Here is a 25,297-nt window from a genome sequence, read left to right as displayed (position 1 = left end):
TACTCTCCCCTTCTTTCCCCTTTATTTTTCCAATCACTGCGCTTACTCGAATGTTCCTTTGACGACTGGAACCCCGTCATACATCATCAACACACCTTTTGCCAAGACACTCTGAATGTTCAGCATCTCCTTATCAAGCAGGACGACATCGGCATCTTTACCTGCCCCAATCATTCCTTTTTGGGTGAGTTTCAGCACTTGAGCCGGATTAGACGTAATGACACGGAGCGCCGTTTCCAATGGAATTCCTTCTTCCAACACCGCATCCTTCACTTCTTTATATAGAGACGATACTTTGCCAACTTGCAGTCCTGCATATTCTCCATCTTCATGAAAAAATGGCAAGCTCGCCTGGCCATCGGAGGAAAACGTGATGCTGCCAATGGCAACACCTCTGTCCAGCATCGTGCGCAATCCTTTGCTGCATTTCACTTCGCCTTCTTCTAAAAACTGCGGAATCGTACTTGTTGTAAGGTCTACATATCCTCCTTTCAAAGCATAGTGAATGCCTGCTTCAAATAGTTCTTCATTCCGATTAATATGAGTGGGATGAAAATGGCGAATCGGGATGTTCGTTTTTTCGGCAAGCTGTTCAAGCAAGGATAGCTTTTCCTTCCCGTCCCCAACATGAATTTCGAGAACGCCTGCCTTCCCTGATAAAATCCCCCCGTTTCGGGCAGCAGCCGCAATTTTCGCCATCTCCTCAAACGTCGGTTCAGAGGAACGGTGATCCGAAATGGCAATTTCCCCGACACCGATAATTTTATCAATCAAAATAATGTCATCTTCAATTTTCTCAAGCAGTGTTTTCACCGGTACTTGATAAGAGCCTGTATGGATGTAACATGTAATCCCTTCCTCCTCCAATGCACGGGCTTTGGCGAGTAAGCTTTCCATTCGTCTTGTTGTTCCATCTGTTCCAAGCAATCCGATTAGTGTAGTCACACCCGCTGTCGTCGCATCTGTCAGCATAAGTTCTGGTGTTCTCGTTTTAAAACCACCTTCACCTCCACCCCCAATGATATGGACATGGGAATCGATGAACCCAGGCACGACGAGCTGACCGGATGCATCTACCACATTTACAGGAACCGTATTGACAGGCAAATCGATTTCATCAGCGATATGAATAATTTTTCCCCCTGCAATTAAAATGTCTTTACGGCCCACATAGTTCGGGGTATACACTTCTCCATTTTTGATGACTGTCAGCATGGTTGTTTCCTCCTGTTTTTCCAAAGGTTGTATTTTTTGTTACCAAATTTTCAAAAAGGACCATAGCGAATCATATGCGCAATGACAACGGCAATCAATCCGATTAAATATTGGATAAATACGAGCGGGAAAATCCATTTCGCCCATTTCGTCCACGGAATGCCTGCAATTGCCAATCCTGCCATTAATGTTCCCGCCGTTGGGAAAATGATATTGCCAATGCCATCGGCGAAAGAAAAAGATAAAACGGCCGTTTGTCTTGTAATATCAAGCAAGTCCGCAAGCGGTGTCATAATTGGCATGGTAAGCATCGCATGGCCGCTTCCAGATGCTAAAATAAAGTGGATGAGCGCTTGAAAATTGTACATACCAATGACGCTTAAATATGAAGGAACATGCTTCAGCGCCTCTGACATTTCATGTAACATCGGGTCGACAATATGACCTTCATTTAAAACGACGAGCGTCGCACGAGACAAACCGATTACAAGTGCTCCCCCAATCAAGGCTGCAGAGCCGTCAGTGAACGATTTAACCGCTGCATCCACCGGAATTTTAGCAATAATGGCGATGACAATAGTCAAAATAATAAACAAAGCCGCGATTTCTGTAATGTACCATTGAAATTTAATAACGCCGAAAGCAAGGACAACATAGTTGATGAGAAACGCGCCAAGAATCCATTTATGCTTCTTCGTTAATGTCGCCGTTGAATTCAGTAAAGTATTCGCTTCCGCTTTGTCATATTTTCCGTAAAAGCCAATCGATGGATTTTTCTTTACTTTCATCGCATAGCGATAGACGAAAATGACAGACACTGCATACACGACAACAAATAATACGAGACGAAAACCCATGCCGGAAAACAACGGCAGTTCCGCAATTCCTTGTGCAATCCCCACCGTAAATGGGTTCATTACCGCTGTCGTAAAACCTGCCGAAGCACCAACAAGCACAATCGCTGTCCCTGTCAGCGCATCAAATCCTAACGCCATAGCAAGCGGAATAAGTAACGGAATATACGCAAGCGTTTCTTCTGCCATTCCCATTAGGGAGCCGCCAATGGCAAAAAACAGCATCATGATCGGAATTAATAATTTCTCCCGTTTTGCCAGCTTTTTAGCCATTGTGGTAATGAGTACATCGATTGTGCCAGTAGCACTTAAAACCCCAAAAAAGCCGCCAATAATGAGCACAAAGAAAATGATACCTGAAGCCTCTACCATTCCTGTATGAATAGCTTTCACCATATGAAACGGATCAACAGGCGAACGGTCAATCCATTGAAATGAATCCGGATCAACAACTGTTCGACCATCCACCTCTACTCGTTCATATTCCCCCGCAGGCATGATGTACGTCAACAACGTCGAAATCGCCAAAATACTTAAAAGCAGTGCAAACACATTTATTTTTTTCCCCTTTTTCGTTTCGTTTGGCTCTAAATACGAAACCTTCTTTTTTGCTTGATTCATCCAATCTCCTCCACCCACTATCATTTCGAAACGTTTCACTTTTCTATATTGCAAGATTTGTGCCAATCCATACTATCTAAATGGATCTAGAAAATTCGACATGACCAAAGAGTGATCATGTCGAATTTTCTAGACCTAAGCGGCTGTCACCCGCTTAAATGAACCACTTGTGAACGCCTTTTCATCAAATAAAGCGGGAACAATTTATGAAGTAGATATAGCTAGTCTTTTAATGGGTGAAAAAACATGGTAAATTGGGTGAATAGAAACCCTAAAATACCCAAAAAGGAGGCTATTTATGAAACGACCAAAGGAACTCATTTTGCTTGCGGGCACGAAACAAACAAGAAAAGCGCTAGCGGCCCAGCTTCACGAAATCTTGGGAACATTCATCAACATTCAGAGTTATTCGGTGGAAGAAGGACTTCCTTCTCTCATTGAAAATCGTTTAATCATTTTATCTTCCTATCTCATTAAAGAAGAGGTGCAGCATGTAATCGGCGAAAGATGTCAGTCCATCATCGCCAATCGAACGGTCAACTATGAATATATTGATCAGCTTTTCTTTATTGCCAAAGGCACAAAAGCGCTATATGTAAACGACGTTACACAAACCGCAGCAGATGCCGTTCACACACTGATCCGACTCGGCATTGACCATATCGACTATTATCCGTACTCACCAGGTGACCAGCTGCCGGCGATGACTAATATCGCCATTACCCCAGGGGAAGTGGCACTCGTTCCCCCAACTGTTTCCCGTACGGTAAACATCGGTGTTCGCCTCATCGACATTACTACCATCCATGACATATTGAACCGGCTGCACATGACAGAGCGCTTAGGAAAAACCGTTTCGGATCAATACATTCGTAAAATGATCGACTTAAGTCAAAAGCTTGCCCACACTAACCAAACGATGAACGAGCTGAACCATCATTTGAAAAAAGTCGTGGACGGAGTCAATGATGGGATTTTAGCTATCAATAAAGAAGGGAACGTATTCATTTTCAATGAAGTATTAGCGAATATGACCGGTATTTCTTCCCGCTACGCTATCGGGAAACATGTTCGGCATGTATTGAAGCACGAAGAAATCACTGCTTTTTTATTGAATGATACAGACACAAACGACCATGCCTTCACACTCGATGATACAGACGTGCTCATTCACCGTTTCCCTTTACGAAAAGAACAATCCATTGTGGCAACCTTTAAAAGTGTGAGCGACACGATGGCACTTGAAAAAGCAGCGAGAAGAGAACTGATGAAAAAAGGCTATATCGCCAAATACGCATTTGACGACATCATCGGTAAAAGTTCATCATTAGTGCAAACAAAAGAAATTGCCCGCAAGCTCGCCTCCTCTGATTTAGCTGTGCTCATTCAAGGAGAAAGCGGAACAGGAAAGGAATTGTTCGCAAGCGCCATGCACCGTACATCTCCGCGAAGCAACGGTCCTTTTTTAGCCGTCAATTTCAGCGCCCTTCCGGAAGATTTACTGGAAAGCGAGCTGTTCGGCTATGAAGAAGGTGCCTTTACCGGTGCACGGAAAGGCGGAAAAAAAGGAATTTTTGAACAAGCGGACGGCGGCACGATTTTCCTGGATGAAATTGGTGACATTAGCTCAAAGCTACAAGCACGACTTCTGCGTGTATTGCAAGAGAAAGAAATTCGGCGTGTAGGCGGTGCCAAAAACATTGCCATTGATGTGCGTGTCATCGCGGCGACCAATCGTGACTTACAGCACATGATTCAAGAAGGAACGTTTCGCCGCGACCTTTATCACCGATTAAAAGTATTATTTATAGCCCTTCCTCCCCTTCGTGAGCGCATTGGTGACATCCCGCTTTTGATAGAAGCCTTTATCGGGGAGCAAAACATTTTAGTCGATGCAGATGTCATAGAAAAACTCTCTCGCTATAAGTGGTACGGAAACGTAAGAGAGCTGAAAAACACGATTGAGTATATGCTCGCGGTTTGTGACGGCCAACGCCTGACATTGAGCGACATTCCACATGACCAATTTTTTGAAGAAAACGAGGAGAAGGATGTATTTACGAAAGAATACGAACTAGAGGATATGGAAGAGCAGCGACTTCTTCAATGGATTTATGATTTGCATGAACAAGGAATAACGGTGAGCCGCCAGCGTTTAACGAATCTTTCTGCCTCCAGTTCCCTTCGACTGACAGAGCAGCAAATTCGTACACGGCTTGACCGGCTTGCAAAAAAAGGGTATGTAACAAAAGGAAAAGGCCGCGGCGGCACAAGACTGACAGAGTTTGGATACGAGCAGGCGAAAAAGATCACACGATGAACCGACCTTCACTCTCCTTTTCACCCTTTGCTTATGGCACTTTTTCCCGTAAATACCTCCGTCTCCTTTGGAAACTATAATGGACAAAAGGCTAACGAAAGGAGGGTCCTTATTGACAAACGCATTTGAATCCATTGCCGCCCTCTTCAAAAACGTGATGGACCCCGAGCCAGAACCGCCTCTTCATGTCGGGGAGGTCATGAGCTTATGGACAGCTTTAACCGCCTTCCAAGAATCCCGGGCGTTATACCAAGCCGGGCTTAACACAACAACAGATCCTGAGTTAAAACACGCCTTAGAAAACGCTCTAGAATCGTCTACTAGAGATTACAACCGACTGAAGAAAATTTTGATTGATGAAGGGGTGCCGCTCCCCTCCATTAATGAAGACAAACCGAAATCCAATCCGGTCGATGTACCGGAAGGAGTGAAACTGACAGATGATGAAATCGCCAATTTAATCGGGGTAAAAGTTGCCGCCTCCATTACCTTTTGCGCCCAAGCCATGTCACAATCTGTTCGCACAGATGTCGGGCTTACTTTTTTCCAAATTCAAATTGAATTAATGAAATACGCGGCCGTTTTAAAAACGTTAATGAGAAAACGTGGATGGCTCAAATCTCCTCCTAACTATTTGCCGCCGGGCACGCCTCATAAGGGACGGGGATAGAACGGAGATGCAATACGAACAGCGAGGTGAATACATGTGGATTTAGATTGGATTTGGAAAGCCGTGTTAATTATCGGAGCAGGTGTGATGCTGTTACGAACGGCAGGGCGGCGTTCCATCTCACAAATGACGATTTCACAAACAGTCATTATGATTTCCATCGGAACGTTGCTCATTCAGCCAGTAAGCGGAAAAAATATTTGGATCACCCTCGCAACAGCTGCCTTGCTTATTTTAACCCTTCTTTTTTTGGAATACATCCAAATTAAATGGGATGTGGCTGAATCTTTTTTAACAGGACGAGCAAAAATTGTGATTGAAAATGGCGTCATTCACCAGCAAAATTTAAAAAAATTAAAGCTTTCCATCGATAAACTGGAAATGCGGTTGCGCCAAAGCGGCATTGAAAACATTCACGATGTGCGCTGGGCGACCATCGAGCCGAGCGGACAAATTGGCTATACATTAACAGAGTCAAAAAAGGCGGCGACAAAGGAAGATATCGAGCAATTAAGAAGAGCCATTCAAAGTATGGCGATGCAACTGAATCTTTCACTGCCTCCTTCTCCTCCAAAACAGCCGCCTGCAGGAACGAATCTCTTTTCTGAAGTACAGCAAGAACAAAATATTCCTACACCGCCAAACTATTTACAATGAAGGAAAATGCCTTGAGGGTGTCTGAAAAGAGGTGGTGTTTCTCTTTTCAGACACCCGACCATTTATTCACACATTTACAACTTCTCCTGCCTGCCAACCTCTTTCCTTCCCTTTCTTCACATATATCTACTATAATGGAACAATAAGACGGCTCTCACTCTATTCTTCCCCGTCCTCTTGACGGTTTTAGCATCGAATAGAGCCATCGGACTAAAGAAGGTGAAAACATGAAAGACATCATTTTATTTCTTGCAGAAGTAGTCAACAACATTCACGATGGACTGATCGCCGTCACCAACACATTGGGACTTGAACTGACCGATAAAGATTTGCATTTTTGGATTATCGGCATTGTGGGGATGTTGACGTTTTGGCCAGTTTATCTTCTCTTTAACCTATTATCAAAATGGCGTTGGAACATTACGGCCATGTCGTTTATCTACACCTTTACCGTAATGACCGTCTTAGTATTTGCCATCGAAATCCAACAAGCGATTACAGACAGAGGGCATATGGAATTTTCCGATGCAGTCATCGGACTGTGGGGTTTTCTTGTATTTTTCGCCGTCTATGCAGCTCTCGCTCTTGTGGCCATAGGCATACAGAAAGTATGGAAACGAAAAAAACAAAGCCGTGACGATGACCGTTACCGCTCCATGTAACCTCTCGACTTTAACGATGGTACATGAAATTACAGAGATTGAAAGGAAGACATCACTTCATGTACGGAAAACAGAAACTCACGTTTGATATATTGCTTCATCTACTGCTTGGAGGGGGGAGCACGTACTTGCTACTGACAGCTTTGCCGACTGTCCTCCCTGCTTATAAAATTGCCTATACATTAATCATTGCCGCTATTTTATTGTTTGATGGCTACTTAATTTGGTCGAAAAAAACAGAATATCTAAACATAACAAAAATGGTGTTGTTTTATTTATGCTTTTTTGTTTTTATTATTTTTTTCGTCTTTTATGCAACAAAATTTCTTGTATTAACAGATGTGTACGGAGTGGAACACATTTTGCTGGCCAATGAATCGGCAGCAAAATGGATCTTTTTTCTCATTTGCTTTGCTCAACCAATTGTCCTTCCCCTTCCTGAAGCCATCACGATTGCAGCTGGAAGCGCGGTATTCGGTCCTTTTACAGCGGCTGTTTTAGGGTTTCTCGGCACGATGTCAGGCATTTTGCTAATGTTTTTCATTACACGCTCAGGCGGGCAAAAATTTGTTTTAAAATTTGTGAAGAAAAAACATTTACAAAAATATCAGGCATATGTTGGTCAAAATGAAACAGCTATTCTTGCCCTTTTATTTATTATTCCGATTTTGCCTGATGAAATCATTTGTATCGGAGCGGGACTTGGAGGCGTGTCGTTCAAGCGATTTTTCATTATCGCTTCCATTTCTAAAGCGGTCACCTCCTCCCTTTTAGCGTATTCGGTTCAACTGGCGAAGCTGCTTCCTTTAACAAGCTCACAGCTCATCCTCGCTTGTTCAGCGACCGTAGTACTCGTTTGGATTGTGTCCTTATTCGTAAAAAAAGCACTACAAAAGAAAAAGAAACGGGCGGCTTAACTAATAAAGCTGCCCGTTTTTTCTTTTCCCACCCATTCCTCCTGTCCGCTTTTTTCCTGTATAACAAATCCCTATTTAACCAAACAATACAGATGTTAACTTGAAATAAGGGGGATGTGCCTATGCCACACTTTGTTCGTCATGAAGTAAAGCAATCTGGACATGACTGTACCATTTATTTATATATAAACAAATCAAATACCGAGTTTTCAGAAGAGTTGGGAACCAACAGCAAACAAAGTGAAGAACAGCTGAAAAAAAGCGCCTGCTCCTACGTATCCAAAAACTTTCCGCATTTAAAAAAAGGAACGATTAAAATTATGCTAGGGTCCATGCTTGTTGGTACAACCGCATTTGGCGCGAGCGGAGCGATGGCGAATACACCTGAAACGGAGACCACCAACCCAGATACAACGGTGCAAACGACTGAAGATACCGAAACGCCTCCAAACGAAACAACCGTGGACGATACGACGACAGACATAGGTGATGACACGACTGCCGGAACAGAGGAAGAGACTGTTCCCGATACGACCGAGGATGAGGTTGTGGTCAATCCAGAGGACGAAGCTGTGGCCGAAACCGAGGATGACACCGTTACTGACACGACAGATGAAGACGCTGTGGAAACCGAGGATGAGGCTGTTATGGATCCAGAAGATGAAGAGACTGACGATCTCGATGATGTTGTGACAGACGAGGACGAAGATGCTGTACCAGTGCTTGTCCCGAAAAATGTGGCAGATTTTAAAGACCTCGATGAAACTCATGAATTTTATCCATTTATTAAAAATTTGGCCGATCGCGGGATTATTAAAGGCATTGCCGAAGATCGCTTTGGGGTCAATAACACGATCACTCGTGCACAAGCGGCGAAAATTATCGCCTTAACAGCCGGGTTCGATGTGACAAACATCGCTGAAAATCCGCAATTTAAAGATGTCGTGAAAAACGGAACCGAAAAAGAATATGGCTGGGCTTACCCGTATGTCGCGGCATTAGAAAATGCAGGAGTCATTAAAGGCTATGAAAATGCGGATGGAACGAAAGAATTCCGTCCAAACGAACGAATTACACGTGAGCAAATGGCGAAAATGTTAGTCAATGCATTTGAACTAGCAGATATCACGGAAACGAATAATGCCGCTAATTGGTCAGATGGTTATATTCAAGTTTTAATTGACGAAGGTATTACAAGTAAAACCTCGATTGACACGTTCGGAAAAGCAAATAGCACAACGCGCGGTCATCTTGCGAAATTCGCTTATCAGTCCGAACAAGCAGCCTTAAATTTAGCAGAAGTCGATCCGACGGATACGGAAACCGTTCCGGCTGACGACACTACAACCGAGACCGAAACCGTTCCAGCTAATGAGACCACAACCGAGACTGAAACCGTTCCAGCTGACGAGACCACAACCGAGGCCGAAACCGTTCCAGCTAATGAGACGACAACTGATCCAGACGACGAAACAACTACAACTCCTTAAAACCGCTATAAGAAAAAGGTGCCCTCACCCATCCCGAGGACACCTTTTTCTATATAGACCGTTAAGCTAATTCAACTGGCCATAAATTTGGGTTTTCAATTAATTGTTTAAAGCGATTCGTAAACGCAACCGCTGTTGCCCCGTCTGCGACACGATGATCAAATGCCATAGAGATGTTCATCATTGAACGGATAACAATTTCATCTTCCTCTGTCACGACCGGCATTTTTTTCGTTTTATGAAACGCAATCAAGCCGGTTTCGGGGTGGTTAATAATCGGCGTTGCCCCGATGCTTCCTAGCGGCCCGACATTGCTAATGGTAAACGTTCCGCCTTTCATATCAGCTGGCGTGAGTTTACCTTCTTGCGCTTTTTTCGTCAACCCTTTCAATTTCTCATGAATGTCGCGCACCGATAGTTGATCGGCATGGTGAATAACCGGCACAATGAGACCCTCTTCCGTATCGGTCGCAATTCCGATGTTGTATTCTTTTTCAAGACGAATTACTTCATTCACTTCATCAAGTTTTGCATTAAATACTGGGAATTGCTTGAGTGAGGCGGTAATCGCCTTAATAAAGAAAGCGGCTACGGAAACATTCACACCCATTTCCTTTAAATCTTTTCGGTAAGCAAGCAAGTTCGTCATATCAATTTCTTCAAAATGCGTCACATGCGGAATCGTAAAAAGGGATTTCGTCATTTTATTCGCAATTTGTTTACGCCGGCCTCTGAATGGAAGAACGTCCGCCTCTCCTACCGGCTGAACCACTTCCCGTTTTGGAGCTTCTATTTCTTGTGACGCCCTCTGTGGAGAGCCTACTTTCGTCTCACTCGTTTCCTTCATTCCGTCACGCTGTTTTACAAATTTATAAATATCTTCAACTGTAATACGCCCCAACGTTCCTGTTCCAGTCACTTCATGAATATCGACTTGGAATTCACGGGCAATTTTGCGTGTATACGGGGCTGCGATGATGGCTTTCTTTTCTTTCGGACGTTCCATCGTTTGAACAGCGGCCGGCACAGACTCTGTCTTTACAGGTGCGGCCTCTGTTTTCGTTTCCACCGAACGTTCGATACGTTTGTTGCTGTTCCCTGCTTCTAGAACAAGAAGCGTAGTGCCAACCGACACCGTTGTTCCTCTATCAATGACGATGTCTTTTACCGTTCCAGCTGCCGGTGAAGGAAGTTCTGCTACCATCTTATCTGTTTGCACTTCCACAAGCGGCTGGTCGACTTTTACTGTATCCCCTACTTTGACGAAATAATGAATAATTTCTCCCTCGGTCATTCCTTCACCGATGTCATGAAGCTTTACTTCCACCACTTTCTTCCCCTCCTAGAAATGAATCACTTTTTCGATTGCTTTATAAACACGCTGCGGCGTTGGCAAATAATGCTCCTCCAGTGCAAACAGCGGAACTGGCACATCAAAGCCCGTTGCCCGCTCGATTGGCGATTTCAAATACAAAAAGGATGTATCATTAATGATCGATACGATGTCATTTCCAACTCCGCCTGTTTCATGTGCTTCATGAACAATGACGGCACGCCCTGTCTTTTGAACCGATTCGGCAATGATATCTTTATCAATTGGATATAATGTGCGCAAATCAATGACATCACATGTCACACCATTCTTCTCCGCTTGCTCCGCTGCCTTCATCGCAACAGGAACCATCGCTCCCCAAGCAATGATTGTCACATCATCTCCGTCTTTCAGCTTTTTCCCTTTTCCAATTTCAACTGTATATTTTCCTTCCGGCACTTCTTCACGATTCGCACGGTAAATGCGCATCGACTCTAAAAATAAGACCGGGTCTGGGTCTTCAATGGCCGCAATTAAAAGACCTTTCGCATCGTACGGCGAGGACGGACAAACGACTTTAATGCCAGGCATGTGCGTAAACAATGCTTCTACACTGTCAGAATGGACTTCCGGGGCACGAATGCCAGCCCCGTACGGCGCGCGAATGACCATCGGAACGGTAAAGTGCCCCATCGTGCGCATCCGAATTCGCGACACATGTGTCATAATTTGCTCATACGCTGGATAAATAAAGCCTAAAAACTGCATCTCAGCAATCGGCTTAAATCCATTGACGGCCATGCCAACAGAAGCCCCGATAATACCGGCTTCACTTAACGGTGTATCTATAACACGGTCTTCGCCGAATTGTTCCTGCAACCCGTCTGTCGCTCGGAACACTCCGCCGTTTTTCCCGATATCCTCTCCAAGCAGCAGCACCTTTTCATCTTCTTTTAGCATCGTTCGCAACCCGTCTGTCACCGCTTGTACAAGGGTTAGTTGATTCGTTCTCGTCTCTGTGCCTGTTTTCATTTGTTCTGCACTCATGACCATCACCCCTCACCTCCGATTAATTGAAGATAGTGCTCTTTTTGTTTCGCAATCGTCCATGTCGGCGTCTCAAACACATGGTCGAATAAATCATGAACATTCGGCTTCGGAAAGCTTTCCATATCACGAACGGCCTGTTCAACTTCTTTCAACGTTTCGTCCCTCACGCTTTCAGCCCACGCTTCGTCCCAAAAGCCGTTCAGCTTCATATAACGCTCGATGCGAAGAAGCGGATCGCGAATGCGGCGAATTTCATCACTGTCAGATTGGTCGCGATATTTCGTCGGATCGTCAGCCGTTGTATGGGCGCCGTATCGCCATGTTAGCGCCTCAATTAATGTCGGCCCTTCACCGCTTCGACCGCGCTCAAGCCCTTCTTTCGTTTGGAAATACACCGCAAACACATCATTGCCATCCACTCGAACACCTGGCATATCATAAGCCACCGATTTTTGGGCAATTGTTTCTGAATTCATTTGCTTTTCAATGGGAACAGAAATCGCAAAGCCATTATTTTGGTTAAAAAACACAACCGGTGCTTGAAACACACTCGCAAAGTTCAAGCCTTCATGAAAATCTCCTTCCGATGTCGCCCCGTCACCAAAATAGGCAATGGCTGCATTTTTCGTTCCTTTTCGTTTTTCCGCCATCGCCGCTCCCGCTGCATGCGGAATTTGAGTCGCAATCGGTACAGCCGGCGGGAAAATTTTCTTTCCGCCCTGCGGTACACAGCCTTCCACTCGTCCGTTCCAATATAAATATGTGCGAACCATATCAGCACCGAATGTTAATGTCGCCCCATGGTCGCGATATGTAGGAAATACCCAGTCGTCTTTCTCCAGTGCCAATGCACTCCCGACTTGGGAAGCTTCTTGACCTTCAAACGGCGCATATGTTCCAAGTCTTCCTTGGCGCTGCAGACTGATCGCTTTTCGGTCAAACGTCCGAATACGAACCATGTTGTAATAAAATGATTTCACTAAGTCTTCCGTAATTTTTTCTTTATACTCTTCTTTTATTAATTGTCCGTTCTCATCTACAATTTGAAAGATCGAAAAATCAGTTGTCATGTTCATCACCTCATCCAATAATGCCGCCTTATAAGACGGTTCATTCCTCAAGCAGCCAGCAAGATTTTGCTTATGGCTATTGTCAACATACGCCACGATTCGCTTTTTTTACTTCCTAATGTCCCATTTCGGGCGAGTCGTATGTGAGAAAAAGCTGTTGCGCTTTTGGCGGTCCTCCAGCCGTTTTTCGCAAAGGCGATTAGCCGCTTGAACCGTTGTGATGTCGTCTAAATCTGATTGTTCATACACTTCCAGCAAAGAGGTATAAATGGACTTTGTTTTCGTCAGCACACGCTCTTGATTGTAGCCGTAAAGCTCGTCGGCTACTTGAATGAGCCCGCCTCCGTTTACAATATAATCCGGTGCGTACACAATGCCTTTTTGTTTCACCCTTTCACCATGCTTTTCCGTTAGAAGCTGATTATTCGCTGAACCGACAATCGCTTTTACGTTCAAAAGCTCAAGGGTATCATCGTTAATAATTCCCCCAAATGCACATGGCACAAAGACATCCGCTTCTGTTGAATACACGTCATTTCCTTTCACTACCCGCACCATTCCGCCTAGTTGTCTCGCTCGTTCTTGAATGGAAGCAATGGCTTGTTCGTTAATGTCTGTGACATACAAATCGGCACCAGCCTCAAGCAGCTGTTCTGCTACTTTAAAGCCAACTTTCCCAAGACCTTGAATCGCATATGATTGACCTGCTAAGTCATCGGTCCCGAATACAACTTTGTTCGTCGCTTGAATGCCATATATGACACCTAATGCGGTCGGAACAGATGAATCTCCTCCACCTCCGTAAGCTTCTGGAATACCGACGATGCAATTCGTTTCTTTCGCTGCATGGATAAAATCATCCGTCGATGTTCCCATATCTGTTCCTGTGTAGAAACGTCCGCTTAATGAGTCGACGAATTGACCAAATGCTCTAAACATCGCCGGGGTTTTATCTTTTGCCGGGTCACCGATAATAACCGACTTTCCTCCGCCAAAATCCACATCCGCCGCTGCACACTTGTATGTCATACCTTTTGACAAACGAAGAACGTCTTCCAACGCCTCATCCATCGTGCGGTACGGGTGCATACGACAGCCCCCAAGAGCCGGGCCAAGCGTTGTATTATGAATGGCAATAATGGCTTTAAGCCCCGTTGCCGGATCATTACAAAAAACAATTTGCTCATGTTCGTGCATTTTATCTAAAACCGTTTCTTCTACTTGCGCTGATCGTTTCATCACATTCATCACTATACCCCCATTATGACGACATCCATGTTAGTAAACGCTTTCAAATCAGATAATAGTTAACGACTACTTTATGGACTGACTTATCTTTTGTTCAATTTCTTTTTTCGGTAAAATGACTTGTTTGACTTCCCCTATCCCTATCACTGTTTCTTCGTTCCACGCTTCTACTTTTGTTACAACCACATTGTTGGACAACGCTGTGACCGTCGCTGTGACTGTAACCGTAGAGCCTTCTGTTGTAGGGGCAATATGCTTTAAAGACACCGCTGCCCCCATCCCCTCTTCCTCATCCTCTAAATATGGCAAAATGATTTTTCGTGATGCCCACTCCATATGGTAAACCATCGCGACCGTTGAATAAACAGGATGAACAACTTCACCATCAAATTGAGCGAACATTTCTGGTATGACACGCGCTGTGACGGAAGCCGTATCTCCAATTTGTATGCCGTCTTTCATTTTCCTCCCCCTTTAGAAAATAAAATCGCAGCCACTTTAATATAACAATTATCAAACATTCCGATATTATAACGTTATATTATTACAATTCTCAAATACTGTCAACGAAATCACTAGATTTTCCCATTGTTGTTACTTTGTCGCAACGACTACTTGCTTAATCGCATCAAGCAAGCCAAGAACATCTAAAAACACAATGACGATGACAATTGGCGCGACATAGCGGATTAATAAAAACCAAGCAGCGAACAAACGCTGGCCGACGGAAGCACCGCGCATCATCTCTTCTTGCAGCTTCACTTTGGAAATTTTCATCGGAACAAAAATCGCAATCAGCAAAGAACCGAGCGGAAGCAAAATGTTGCTGACTAAAAAGTCTGCGGCATCAAAAATGGATTTATTAAAAAGGGTTACCTCGCCCCAAATCCCAAAAGAGAGTGCAGAAGGAATACCGACAACGAAAATAGCCGCTCCAACTAACCATGAATAATTTTTTCGTTTTATCGGATCGCCTTTCGCCACAACAGCGACTAAAATTTCCAGCATTGAAAATGCCGATGTAAGCGTCGCAAACAAAAACAAGATCAAAAATGCAATAAGGAAAAGTTGACCAAACGGCATTTGATCGAAAACCGTTGGCAAGACGTTAAAGAGCAACACAGGACCAGCATCCGGTTTTAAGCCGAACGCAAACACTGCCGGAAAAATAGCCAAACCAGCAAGCACTGTGACTAATAAGTTCATGCCGACAATGGAAAAAGCCGAGCGCGGCAAGCTTTCATCTTTCGGTAGATAAGAACTGTACGTTACCATGACAGAGACCCCAACACTTAAGGCAAAAAAAGACTGTCCCATCGCAAATAAAATCGTTTCAGACGTTACTTTGGAGAAATCCGGATTTAAAAAGAATTTAACCCCTTCCATCGCCCCATCCAATGTTAACGAACGGAAAATTAACGCGATAAAAATAATAAATAAGGCCGGCATCATAATTTGATTTGCCTTTTCGATTCCATTTTGTACCCCTTTGGCCACAACAAACACCGTTACAGTTAAAAAAACAAATTGAGCAAACACTGATAAAAATGGACTAGAAATCGTCGCCCCGAATACTTGTCCGTATTCTTCTTGGCTTAAGCCGCTCAGCCCGCCAGTAATCGCTTTAAATACATATAAAACAACCCAGCCGCCGACCACACTGTAGTAGGACAATAAAATGAAGCTTGTGAGCATCCCGATTCGACCCACCCAGTGCCACGTTGTATTCGGTGCTATTTCTTTATATGATTCAATCGCATCTTTTTGCGTGCTTCTTCCAATAACAAATTCAGCTAATAATAACGGCAGCCCAACAAGTAATGTAAACGCAAGGAAAATTAAAAAAAATACACCGCCGCCGCTCGTTCCGGCAACATAAGGAAACTTCCAGATCGCGCCAAGCCCAATAGCTGAACCTGCCGCCGCTAAAATAAAGCCTAATTTTGAAGACCATTGTTCCTGCTGTTTCATATGTTTTCCACCTCTACTCCTTTGTTTTTGATCCCGCTTTTTTCTCCCTTTTAAATTAGAAAGCGCTTACAAATTTTCAGAAAATTCCACCTCCTCGACTAACATATATATAACGGTTTACAAACGTAATTTTATCAATCTGTCATACTATTCGTCAATGCAATTATCAGAAATATAATTATTTTAAGAATAAAACACCATTTTAGTTTACCATAATTTAATTATGTAATACATTACATATTCCTTACTCTAAAAAAAGCCGGTTAGCATATTTAGAATGCTAACCGGCCAATCGCCCCTACATGATTTATTATTTTGAATGCAGTTGTTTTGCCGCTTCTACTGTATTATTCAACAGCATTGTAATCGTCATCGGTCCGACACCGCCTGGAACTGGTGTAATATAGCCCGCTACTTCTTTCGCCGCTTCATAATCTACGTCTCCGACGATTTTTCCGTTCTCATCTGCCCCGTTTCCAACATCGATCACGATAGCACCTGGCTTAATGTCTTCTGCTTTCAAGAAGCGAGGGTTCCCGACAGCTGATACTAAAATGTCCGCCTGTTTTGTTAATGAAGGCAAGTCTTGTGTGCGAGAATGAGCAATAGTAACTGTCGCATTTTCCTGTAGCAACAATAAAGCTACTGGTTTACCAACGATGTTGCTTCGCCCAATAACGACTGCATGCTTGCCAGCAATGTCCTCACCAGAACGTTTAATAAGTTCGATAATGCCATACGGGGTACAAGGAAGCAGACATTCGTCGCCAATCACTAAATTTCCGACACTTACAGGGTGGAAGCCGTCCACATCTTTCTGTACGGAAATCCGATTTAACACTTCTTTTTCATTAATATGTTTTGGAAGTGGAAGCTGAACGAGAATTCCGTGAACGTTCGGATTTTCATTCAAACGGTCGATTTCAGCAAGGACTCTTCTTCCGTAATCGATGCATCGCGCTTAATGACTTCAGAGACGATCCCAATTTCTTCACACGCTTTCGCTTTTGCTTTCACATACGATTGAGAAGCTGGATTATCCCCAATTAAAATAACTGAAAGCCCCGGAGAAATGCCTTTTTCTTTTAAAGATGCTACCTCTTCTTTTAATGCAGCCCGCATTTCAGCCGCTACTTCTTTTCCTTTAATAATAGTTGCACTCATGATAAATACCTCTCTTTCTACATCTAAAAAACGAACATTATTACCACTTTTATTATAAAGGTTCGGAAAAATAAAATAAACCATTAATTACGAAAATGATGATTTTTTTATTTTAACATACTGTGTGTGAATCCGCCTAGCAACAGGTGTGTCTCATACAAGAACAAATGGGATGGTCCTTCGCTTTTGAAAAAGAAAATAAAGGAAGATAAAGACCGACTTCATTAAAATCGAACAAGTCAGGGTAACATAACGGAGTAATGCTATTACACACTGCAAGGAGGGAACGTATCATGATAAAGAAAGGGCTTCTCTTATTATTTTTAGCACTGGCCATTCCCGCCAAGGGAGCGTGGGCTCAAGGAACGACGACACATACGGTCGCTCCTGGTGACACGATGTGGAAAATTGCGGTGAGATACCAAATTGGTGTCACCGAAATTATTGAGGCTAACCCGCAAATTAGCAACCCAAATCTCATTTACCCTGGACAGAAGCTACATGTTCCGCTCATGGATGCGGTTAAACATCTTGAACATGAAGTCATTCAGTTGACCAATCAAGAACGGGCGAAATACGGCTTACCTGCTTTAACTCCTCATTGGGAGCTATCACGGGTAGCACGCTATAAATCAAATGATATGAGAGACCGCAATTACTTCTCTCATACATCTCCGACATATGGTTCACCGTTTACGATGATGAAAAACTTCGGCATTTCTTATTCAACAGCCGCAGAAAACATTGCTGCTGGACAAAGAACACCGCGTGAAGTTGTGCAGTCATGGATGAATAGCGAAGGGCACCGTAAAAACATTTTAAGCCCAAATGTCACCCATATTGGTGTCGGCTATTCAAAAGGCGGATCATATGGTCATTACTGGACACAAATGTTTATTAAATAACATTTCATCAAAAACCGAAAGAGGGTTACTTTTCCTCTCTCGGTTTTTGGTCAATATGAAATTTGTATGTGTTTGTCGTACTCATATCAATGGAAACCTCCACCGACTTTAATGAATTTTCCTCTAAGTATGAATCAAGCGATGCCGTTTTCATAAACTTTTGGTAGTCCTGTTGATGATAGCGATACCACGGAATACCAAGCCTCAGCACGTCCACTTTCTTTTCAAGTCCATTGCGAAAGCTTTTTCTAATTTCTTCTTCAATTTCGGTTTTGATTTCCTTTTCAATAGTCGAATAAGATGTATCCCGTAATTCCTCCAATATCTCCACCTCTGCGGAAGCTTTTACTTCAAACGTTGGCTTCCCATCCTCATTGGTTTTAACCTTCACATCCATTTTAGACGCGATTACTCCAAGGACGGTATGGGGATTTTTTTCCCCACCTAACAAATACGTTCCTTGAATATCTTTTTCCTCAATCCATCTCATCGCTTCCACATCTTTCAGCTTAAAAAAACCTTTGTATGCTACATTTTGAAAAAAATAGCCGCCATCAATGTTCAACACCGGGTAATTCTCCTCCCCTGTTTTCCACGCTTTTTTGGCTATGTAGATTGAGGGAATAACCGCAGCGCCGACCGGTTCGTAATATTTTCCAACAAAATCTTTAATCCGCATCGGCTGAATCACATAATTATCACCGACCACATCAGCAGGTTTCATGAGTACCGAATACAACGGAGGATAATTGAAAAGCGCTTTTTGCTGAAAAATTTCCTCGATTGACTCGTTTGTTCCAAAAATGAAGATAGAATGCCGGACAGATCTGTTTCTCGGTAAATCTTTCATAATTTCCTTCAACTTATGCTTAATCGTCCCCTCTGAGAGCACTACCGTCTTCAAATGAGGAAAATATAGTGGTGGCTGACTTAATTCATATAGTTTAGAGACAGCGTGATTCAACGATTTTCCACTTGCTTTTGCCACCCAATTCGGGGCATCCGGCACCGAGCCAGTCCCTTCTTGTTTCGCAACATTCGTAAAATCAACCGCTTGCAAATGAACGATATATTCTTTTTCCTCGTCATCATAATCAATTCCGATGGCGACGACATACGTTAAATCTTCCATACTTTTTAAACCAAGACAGCCAGACAATAAACAAACGGCTACAATTATCATAACCATGAACCGCCAGCTCCGATTCATCCGCCATCACTCCTTTCGTGTATCGGAGTCTATCGGCTGATTGTTTGGATCGCGCTTCTTTCGATAAAAAAACGGAACTTTTAAAAATCCATTTATCCATTGACTAGCATTAAGAGAAACGATATTGCCCAAATACGGAATACCGAATGAAGTCATACCTGATAAATAGAGTACCGCCATTAAAAACCCGACAACGACCCCAAAGATTCCAAAAAACGTTGCTAAAAAAAGAATGACAAACCGCAAAATTGTAATACTGCTTGATAAAAGATGATTGACGAGCGTAAAGCCTGAAATGAACGTAATCGCCCCAATCACAAGCATCGACGGCGACGTCAAACCAGCCCGAATCGCCGCATCGCCGACAATTAATCCCCCAATCACCGCAATCGTTTGTCCCATTGCTTTTGGCAGACGGACGGCGGCTTCATTAAACAATTCAAATAAACCGAGCATAATAAACATTTCAAATGGCGTGGACAAAGGTAATCCTTTCCGCGAAACCGAAATTGTGGCAACGAGTAAAAAAGGAATTTGTTCAATGTTATTGGACGTCAGTGCCACCCATAATCCCGGAAGCAGCGTACTAATAAATAACGAACACATTCTGACGATTCGCTCAAAGGAAACGAAATAAAAGCTAAGCGTAGAGTCCTCTGGTGATTTTAAAAGAAGCGATAACGTCGACGGTGCGGCAGAGACCGTCGGATGCCCATCCAGCATTAACAGAAATCGGCCTTGATTTAAAGATTCAACCGCAAAATCCGGCCTCCCCGTATAATTATAAGTCGGAAACATCGACGTCGGCTGGTCCGCAAGCATCTCTTCTAATTGCTGCACGCTACTGACAATATCAATATCAAGCTTGGCAATACGAGCTTGCACTTCCTTTAAAATAGAAGGATTGATGACATCGTCTAAATATATAAGGACCATTTCTGTGTTGCTTCGCTTTCCAATCACATACTGCTCCACAATTAAAGTGGGCGTATTTAAGCGCTTTCGAATTAACCCTACGTTCGTACTTAAATCTTCCACAAATCCGTCGCGTGGTCCACGAACCGATGTTTCCGTTGCTGGTTCTTCTGGATTTCGCTGTGGCAGCTTTTGCAACTCAAACCCGAGCACATCCCCTGTATCGGTAAAAAACAGCATAAAACCGTTATATATGTAATAAGGCAGTTTTTCTTTCGGCTTCTCCGTAAAATCTTCTAAGCTTAAAATACTTGTCAACCGTTGCTTCATCGCACCAGATTCTTGCGACGAATCGTGCAGTCTTGCATATACCACCTCATCAATATAAGCGGTATCGACCACACTTTCACAATACACCAACACGAGCGGTGTTCCAGCAAATTCATGCTCCGCAATCATTATGTCGAAGTTTTTCTCCAATTTAGCAATCAAATAATCTAACTGTTCACCGTACTTCGATGGCAGTGTTTCCGTCGATGTTTCCTTTTCTTCAGCTTCTGAAACTGAAGCACGGTCAAGTACTAGCTTTTTGGGTCTCCTTGTTGTCATTTGGCCGGCTCCTTTTTTGATGAATCAAAGTTAAGAGAAATAAGGCAATAGTCATTACGACAATGAACAAAACAAAAAATGGAAAGAAAACGTCATATAACAGTATGTAAAATTGATTTGTATTAATTGGATACAAACTAAGAGCGAACAAAAGAAAATACAAAAGCGACAAACGCCATTTTTTATTGTCCCGGTTCACAAAATCATGAACAATAAACATGAACAAACTGACGCGGATAATAAACCCGCTCATCCATTGATACATCGCTAAAAAATCGATTTGCGAAATAAATTCGCCAATGCGAAGCAGTCGCCATTGCTCATAAGCAGGATAACGCAAATTCCCCGCTTCAACTGGGCCATACTCCATAATGGATGCCGTAAGAGGACCGCTCATTAAACCGATAAAAACAAAGCCAAGAAGTAGTACATGCCGATAGCGAATTTGATCGTGAACATGCTGTTGGATAAGCAAAATGACAAAAATCTCCACAAGTCCCGCTCCAGCATAAATCATTCCTTTCATAAACGGACGATAGCCATCGGAGAAGAGTGGAAAGAGCAGGTCTATATCTTTCTCTGCCGTATTGACAAGCATGATGAAAAAACCGAGCGCCACGACAATCGGTAAAATAACAGTCGTCATAACGGTCATCGCTTTAATTCCTTTTTTTGTCGTCCAAAAGCAAATGAGCGTAAGGACGAATGAAATCACAGACCCTGGCATATCGCTCAAAAAATAAGTAGAAAGCCACATGCTTGTATCTTTGAGCGATATGTAACTAATCGTAAACGCGATAAACACGAGTGGCACCATAATGAAAAGTGCCAAACCTTTGCCGAATGTGTTCAAGCACCAATCATATAAATTCTCTTGTCCGGTTTTTTTCACAATGAAAAAAACAATCGTCATATATAAAAAAAACAACGGTATAATGGCCACAATGCTAAACCAACTGTCGCGCCCGGCCGCTTGCAAAATTGTAGGAATAATCATGACATGGTTTAATAAGCCAGTCGAGAGGACGAGCATGAGAAACATTCGCTTCGTTTTAAGAATGGTCGGCTGAAGCATGGATATCACCTATTCTAATAATTAGCGAGGTTCAAATAGGCAATGCCCACTTTTAAACCATCGCATTGAGTTTATCATGCACTAAAATGTTAAAACTATGTACAATTGGAAAGAAAACAAAATGCGTCGCACACGGATAAAAAAGAGCGTTTGGCATACGATAAAACCGTTGTTTTGATTTACCTTTTTCAAAGGAGTACATGAATGAACATTTCTTCATTAGGGAGGATATTTATGGGCATTTTAAGCGGAAATCCACAACATGAACCGATGCATTATGGCGAAGTATCAAGCACATGGGCTTATTTAATGACGGCACAAGGAATGGTTGCCGGTTATCAAGTATTGATGAATCACACTGGAGATAGTGAATTAAAATCCTTTTTAGAAGATGTGATTAAAAATGGATTAAAACCGGAAGTACAAGCACTGCAAGAATTATTAAAAGCAAATGGGGTCGCACTGCCACCTGCGCCTCCGGAACGTCCGTCAGCAACCATTGAAAGCATCCCGCCAGGAGCTCGAATTAATGACCCTGAAGTAGCAGCTAAAGTATCTGCCGACATCGCTGCTGGACTTGTATCGTGCAGTACGATTATCGGTTCTTGCATTCGTGAAGATATCGCTACAATGTTTGGTCAATTTCATATGAAAAAAGCACAATTTGGAGCAACTTTACTACGGATGAATAAGGAAAAAGGCTGGCTCATTCCTCCACCGCTACACGTCCAGCAGTCCGAACAAGCCTAACACATTTCTCTAGTGTCTAAAGCAAGTGCCTGTACGGCTTGCTTTAGACCCCTTATCCCGCCTAAATAGGCAGAAACCCTCACATGCTTTTCAGTTATATGAAGTCCAATCAATAGACGAAAGCCCTCCCTTTTTGTATAATTATCCAAAAGACGTTTATTTATCACGATTCAACCTTTATGCCGATATTGTTCAATGGAACTGATTTTTGTGCAAATATCGAAAAGTTTGCGTGTTGAATTCCAAACATAAAGAGTGGATGCGCACCTTTTTAACAGATGGTTGATTATAAGAGAGCGGGGGAATGCGTTTGGAAGCGGTAGAACAACTACAGCAGCATCAAGTTGTCCATAAAAAATTATCTAAAAAACAAGTATTAAAACGTACATTGCTCATTACAATCGGAGCGGTACTAATGGCTATCGGACTGGAAATATTTTTAGTCCCGAATAACGTCATTGACGGCGGAGTTGTGGGCATTTCGATTATCCTCTCCCATTTAACAGGCTGGAAGCTCGGAGCCTTTATCTTCGTGTTAAACTTACCCTTCTTCTTTATCGGCTACAAGCAAATTGGTAAAACATTTGCCATCTCCACTTTATACGGCATTACGATTTTATCCATCGGAACGACCCTTCTTCATCCTGTACCTGAACTGACAGAAGACGTATTGTTGGCCACTGTCTTTGGCGGCATTGTTCTTGGCATTGGCGTAGGCATTGTCATTCGCTACGGCGGATCACTGGATGGAACAGAGATTTTAGCCATTTTAGTGAATAATAAAACTCCTTTTTCTGTCGGAGAAATTATTATGTTTTTTAATTTATTTATCTTAGGTAGTGCAGGGTTCGTCTTCGGCTGGGACCGGGCGATGTATTCGTTAATTGCCTATTTTATCGCCTTCAAAACGATTGATATTGTCATTGAAGGGGTTGAACAATCAAAATCAGCTTGGATTATTAGCGATAAACATACGCAAATCGGTGAAGCGATCCTTGCCCGCCTTGGTCGCGGAGTCACTTATTTTAATGGTGAAGGTGCCTACACAGGTGATGAGAAAAAAGTCATCTTTTGCGTCATTACTCGTCTGGAAGAAGCAAAGCTCAAATCCATCGTCGAAGAAATTGACCACGGAGCATTTCTTGCCGTTGCCGACATTGCTGAAGTACGTGGTGGAAGATTTAAAAAGAAAGGAATCCACTAACACAACAACAGAGCTGACCACCCACGGTCAGCTCTGTTGTTGTTCATACCACTCTTCATGTCGCTTTACAAGCTCTCGTAAGCGGAGCGATTCTGTCGACTGTATATGCCAGTCCGCTTTTTTCATCGCCTCATGTGGACCAACACCAACAGCAAACATCCCCGCTTTTTTAATTCCCATTAGCCCTGCTTCTCCGTCTTCAATTGCCGCGCACTGTTCATACGGAACACCAAGCTCAACCGCTGCTCTCATAAAAATTTCAGGGTCCGGTTTTCCCCGCTGAATCGTGTTCACATCAACAACAAAATCAAACAGCTCCGTCAGCTCCAGCTTGTTAAGTACAATCGCTGCATTCGAACTCGAAGAAGCGACAGCTGTTTGAACACGTTTCAACTTCAGCTCGTTCAACAGCTCACGAGTACCTGGCAGCACATCTTTCGGCGAAAGCTGCTGAATCAGCTGTTTATAATAATCATTTTTTTCCTCGGCTAGCTCGGCCAACGTTTCATCAGAAAACGAATGTGAACTTAGCTCTGCGATGCGTTGAACGGTTTTCAAACGACTAATCCCTTGAAGTTGCTGATTCAGCTCTCTCGTAAAAGGAGCCTCCAGCTTGTCTGCCACCTGTTTATTGGCCTGATAATAAAGCTCGACTGTGTCAGCCAGAACACCGTCCATATCAAAAATAACCGCTCGTAATTTCGACATATTCCCTTTCCTTTCTACATTTTGTTTTTCTATCAGATTGTTTCATGATAGAATAATAACGTATGTGATGGAGATTGCATATTGTATTAACAATACCCCTTTTCAATCATGTCATATGTTGTCAATCTAATTAGATAGAGAAAAAATTAAATTTATGGATGAAGGTGGTCATTTGGACAAACGAAAGCTTACTTCCTTTTTGATTGTATTGACTTTCGGCTACTCCGTACTTATGGGTCTCGCGGCCATTGGCAACTACATCAATTCGGAAAACACGATGTACTTTTATCTAGCTTGCTGTCTCATCTCCGGGTTTATCGGAATTACCAGCTTAGTAGAATACAAGAAAAATAATCATGAGAAGACTTAAACTCGCTTCCTATAGTTTAGGTCTTTTTTTATTAAATCGATCTAGAAAACTCGACATGACGAAAGAGTGGTCATGTCAAATTTTCTAGACTTTTGAAGGGTTATTCAGGAAGTTTAAAGGACCTTTTCTGAACACCTTTCCATTAGAGCGGTACCGAATAATTAAGTAATATAGAAAAGGGGGCTGACTAAAAAGGGTCAAAAAACAACCCTTTTTAGTCAGCCCCCTGAAAAGTCCCGACACGAAATCCTTGATTTTACTGGATTTACATGCCGGGACTTTTCAGTAAAAAATATTTTTTGTGATAAAAAAGAGACTTATTGGACAGCT

At 42.9% G+C, this 25,297-nt stretch carries 21 protein-coding genes and 1 pseudogene; 9 read left to right on the top strand and 13 right to left on the bottom strand.

Annotated elements, in window-relative coordinates; genetic code table 11:
- Positions 1 to 42: 42 nt before the first annotated feature.
- Positions 43 to 1,215 carry a beta-aspartyl-peptidase gene (iadA, locus tag ACXAEO_RS08505; protein WP_474880035.1) on the bottom strand — a complete coding sequence of 391 codons (1,173 nt, stop codon included), beginning with the start codon at positions 1,213 to 1,215 and terminating at the stop codon, positions 43 to 45.
- A 50-nt stretch (positions 1,216 to 1,265) separates the two neighbouring features.
- Positions 1,266 to 2,690, bottom strand: a complete 1,425-nt coding sequence (locus ACXAEO_RS08500; RefSeq protein ID WP_474880034.1) for a YfcC family protein — start codon at positions 2,688 to 2,690, stop codon at positions 1,266 to 1,268.
- Positions 2,691 to 2,988: 298 nt separating this feature from the next.
- Between ACXAEO_RS08500 and ACXAEO_RS08495 the strand changes: the two genes are divergently transcribed.
- The 6 genes from ACXAEO_RS08495 to ACXAEO_RS08470 all read left to right on the top strand — a co-directional run bounded on the left by ACXAEO_RS08495 (position 2,989) and on the right by ACXAEO_RS08470 (position 9,406).
- A complete protein-coding gene (locus ACXAEO_RS08495) occupies positions 2,989 to 5,010 on the top strand; it encodes a sigma 54-interacting transcriptional regulator (protein WP_474880033.1) in 2,022 nt (673 codons plus the stop codon).
- A gap of 112 nt (positions 5,011 to 5,122) precedes the next feature.
- Positions 5,123 to 5,680 (top strand): DUF3231 family protein, encoded by a 558-nt coding sequence (locus ACXAEO_RS08490; protein WP_474880032.1) that lies wholly within the window; start codon positions 5,123 to 5,125, stop codon positions 5,678 to 5,680.
- A gap of 36 nt (positions 5,681 to 5,716) precedes the next feature.
- Complete coding sequence (locus ACXAEO_RS08485) at positions 5,717 to 6,337, top strand: DUF421 domain-containing protein (RefSeq protein ID WP_474880031.1); 621 nt, start codon at positions 5,717 to 5,719, stop codon at positions 6,335 to 6,337.
- Positions 6,338 to 6,564: 227 nt separating this feature from the next.
- Complete coding sequence (locus ACXAEO_RS08480) at positions 6,565 to 6,999, top strand: hypothetical protein (RefSeq protein WP_474880030.1); 435 nt, start codon at positions 6,565 to 6,567, stop codon at positions 6,997 to 6,999.
- 59 nt (positions 7,000 to 7,058) lie between these two features.
- Positions 7,059 to 7,916: a TVP38/TMEM64 family protein gene (locus ACXAEO_RS08475; RefSeq protein WP_474880029.1), complete on the top strand. Its 858-nt coding sequence runs from the start codon at positions 7,059 to 7,061 to the stop codon at positions 7,914 to 7,916.
- 122 nt (positions 7,917 to 8,038) lie between these two features.
- Positions 8,039 to 9,406: an S-layer homology domain-containing protein gene (locus ACXAEO_RS08470; protein ID WP_474880028.1), complete on the top strand. Its 1,368-nt coding sequence runs from the start codon at positions 8,039 to 8,041 to the stop codon at positions 9,404 to 9,406.
- A gap of 61 nt (positions 9,407 to 9,467) precedes the next feature.
- Here ACXAEO_RS08470 and ACXAEO_RS08465 read toward each other — a convergent pair whose 3' ends face one another.
- The 7 genes and pseudogenes from ACXAEO_RS08465 to folD form a co-directional block, all read right to left on the bottom strand.
- On the bottom strand, positions 9,468 to 10,736 hold the full coding sequence (locus tag ACXAEO_RS08465) for a dihydrolipoamide acetyltransferase family protein (RefSeq protein ID WP_474880027.1): 1,269 nt from the start codon (positions 10,734 to 10,736) through the stop codon (positions 9,468 to 9,470).
- Positions 10,737 to 10,748: 12 nt separating this feature from the next.
- Positions 10,749 to 11,765, bottom strand: coding sequence for an alpha-ketoacid dehydrogenase subunit beta (locus ACXAEO_RS08460; RefSeq protein ID WP_474880026.1), 1,017 nt, complete (start codon positions 11,763 to 11,765; stop codon positions 10,749 to 10,751).
- A 5-nt stretch (positions 11,766 to 11,770) separates the two neighbouring features.
- The gene (gene pdhA / locus ACXAEO_RS08455; protein ID WP_474880025.1) at positions 11,771 to 12,838 is read right to left on the bottom strand and encodes a pyruvate dehydrogenase (acetyl-transferring) E1 component subunit alpha; all 1,068 of its coding nucleotides are present in this window, start codon (positions 12,836 to 12,838) and stop codon (positions 11,771 to 11,773) included.
- 108 nt (positions 12,839 to 12,946) lie between these two features.
- Positions 12,947 to 14,086 (bottom strand): Leu/Phe/Val dehydrogenase, encoded by a 1,140-nt coding sequence (locus ACXAEO_RS08450; RefSeq protein WP_474880024.1) that lies wholly within the window; start codon positions 14,084 to 14,086, stop codon positions 12,947 to 12,949.
- Between the two features lie 66 nt (positions 14,087 to 14,152).
- Positions 14,153 to 14,548 (bottom strand): thioesterase family protein, encoded by a 396-nt coding sequence (locus ACXAEO_RS08445; RefSeq protein WP_474880023.1) that lies wholly within the window; start codon positions 14,546 to 14,548, stop codon positions 14,153 to 14,155.
- 132 nt (positions 14,549 to 14,680) lie between these two features.
- On the bottom strand, positions 14,681 to 16,057 hold the full coding sequence (locus ACXAEO_RS08440) for a sodium-dependent transporter (protein ID WP_474880022.1): 1,377 nt from the start codon (positions 16,055 to 16,057) through the stop codon (positions 14,681 to 14,683).
- A gap of 310 nt (positions 16,058 to 16,367) precedes the next feature.
- Positions 16,368 to 17,221: pseudogene (gene folD, locus ACXAEO_RS08435) on the bottom strand (bifunctional methylenetetrahydrofolate dehydrogenase/methenyltetrahydrofolate cyclohydrolase FolD).
- A gap of 293 nt (positions 17,222 to 17,514) precedes the next feature.
- Between folD and safA the strand changes: the two are divergent.
- Positions 17,515 to 18,126 carry a SafA/ExsA family spore coat assembly protein gene (gene safA / locus ACXAEO_RS08430; RefSeq protein WP_474880021.1) on the top strand — a complete coding sequence of 204 codons (612 nt, stop codon included), beginning with the start codon at positions 17,515 to 17,517 and terminating at the stop codon, positions 18,124 to 18,126.
- A 25-nt stretch (positions 18,127 to 18,151) separates the two neighbouring features.
- Here the strand turns inward: safA and ACXAEO_RS08425 are convergent, their stop codons facing one another.
- From ACXAEO_RS08425 to ACXAEO_RS08415, 3 genes are read right to left on the bottom strand one after another with little or no spacing between them, the layout of a single operon-like run.
- On the bottom strand, positions 18,152 to 19,336 hold the full coding sequence (locus ACXAEO_RS08425) for a Ger(x)C family spore germination protein (RefSeq protein WP_474880020.1): 1,185 nt from the start codon (positions 19,334 to 19,336) through the stop codon (positions 18,152 to 18,154).
- 6 nt (positions 19,337 to 19,342) lie between these two features.
- A complete protein-coding gene (locus tag ACXAEO_RS08420; RefSeq protein ID WP_474880019.1) occupies positions 19,343 to 20,860 on the bottom strand; it encodes a spore germination protein in 1,518 nt (505 codons plus the stop codon).
- Positions 20,826 to 21,935: a GerAB/ArcD/ProY family transporter gene (locus ACXAEO_RS08415; protein WP_474880018.1), complete on the bottom strand. Its 1,110-nt coding sequence runs from the start codon at positions 21,933 to 21,935 to the stop codon at positions 20,826 to 20,828. The genes ACXAEO_RS08420 and ACXAEO_RS08415 overlap by 35 nt, the downstream gene beginning before the upstream one ends.
- Positions 21,936 to 22,169: 234 nt before the next feature.
- On the opposite strand from ACXAEO_RS08415, the gene ACXAEO_RS08410 reads away from it, so the two are divergent.
- Positions 22,170 to 22,685, top strand: coding sequence for a DUF3231 family protein (locus tag ACXAEO_RS08410; protein ID WP_474884048.1), 516 nt, complete (start codon positions 22,170 to 22,172; stop codon positions 22,683 to 22,685).
- A gap of 304 nt (positions 22,686 to 22,989) precedes the next feature.
- On the top strand, positions 22,990 to 23,889 hold the full coding sequence (locus tag ACXAEO_RS08405; RefSeq protein ID WP_474880017.1) for a YitT family protein: 900 nt from the start codon (positions 22,990 to 22,992) through the stop codon (positions 23,887 to 23,889).
- A gap of 27 nt (positions 23,890 to 23,916) precedes the next feature.
- On the opposite strand, the gene pgmB is transcribed toward ACXAEO_RS08405, so the two are convergent.
- Complete coding sequence (pgmB, locus tag ACXAEO_RS08400) at positions 23,917 to 24,597, bottom strand: beta-phosphoglucomutase (RefSeq protein WP_474880016.1); 681 nt, start codon at positions 24,595 to 24,597, stop codon at positions 23,917 to 23,919.
- Positions 24,598 to 25,297 lie beyond the last annotated feature (700 nt).

It is taken from the genome of Bacillus sp. ABA4_010, assembly GCF_056159105.1.
Note: the sequence above shows the minus strand (reverse complement) of the source record. Positions and strands in the feature narration are given on the sequence as shown.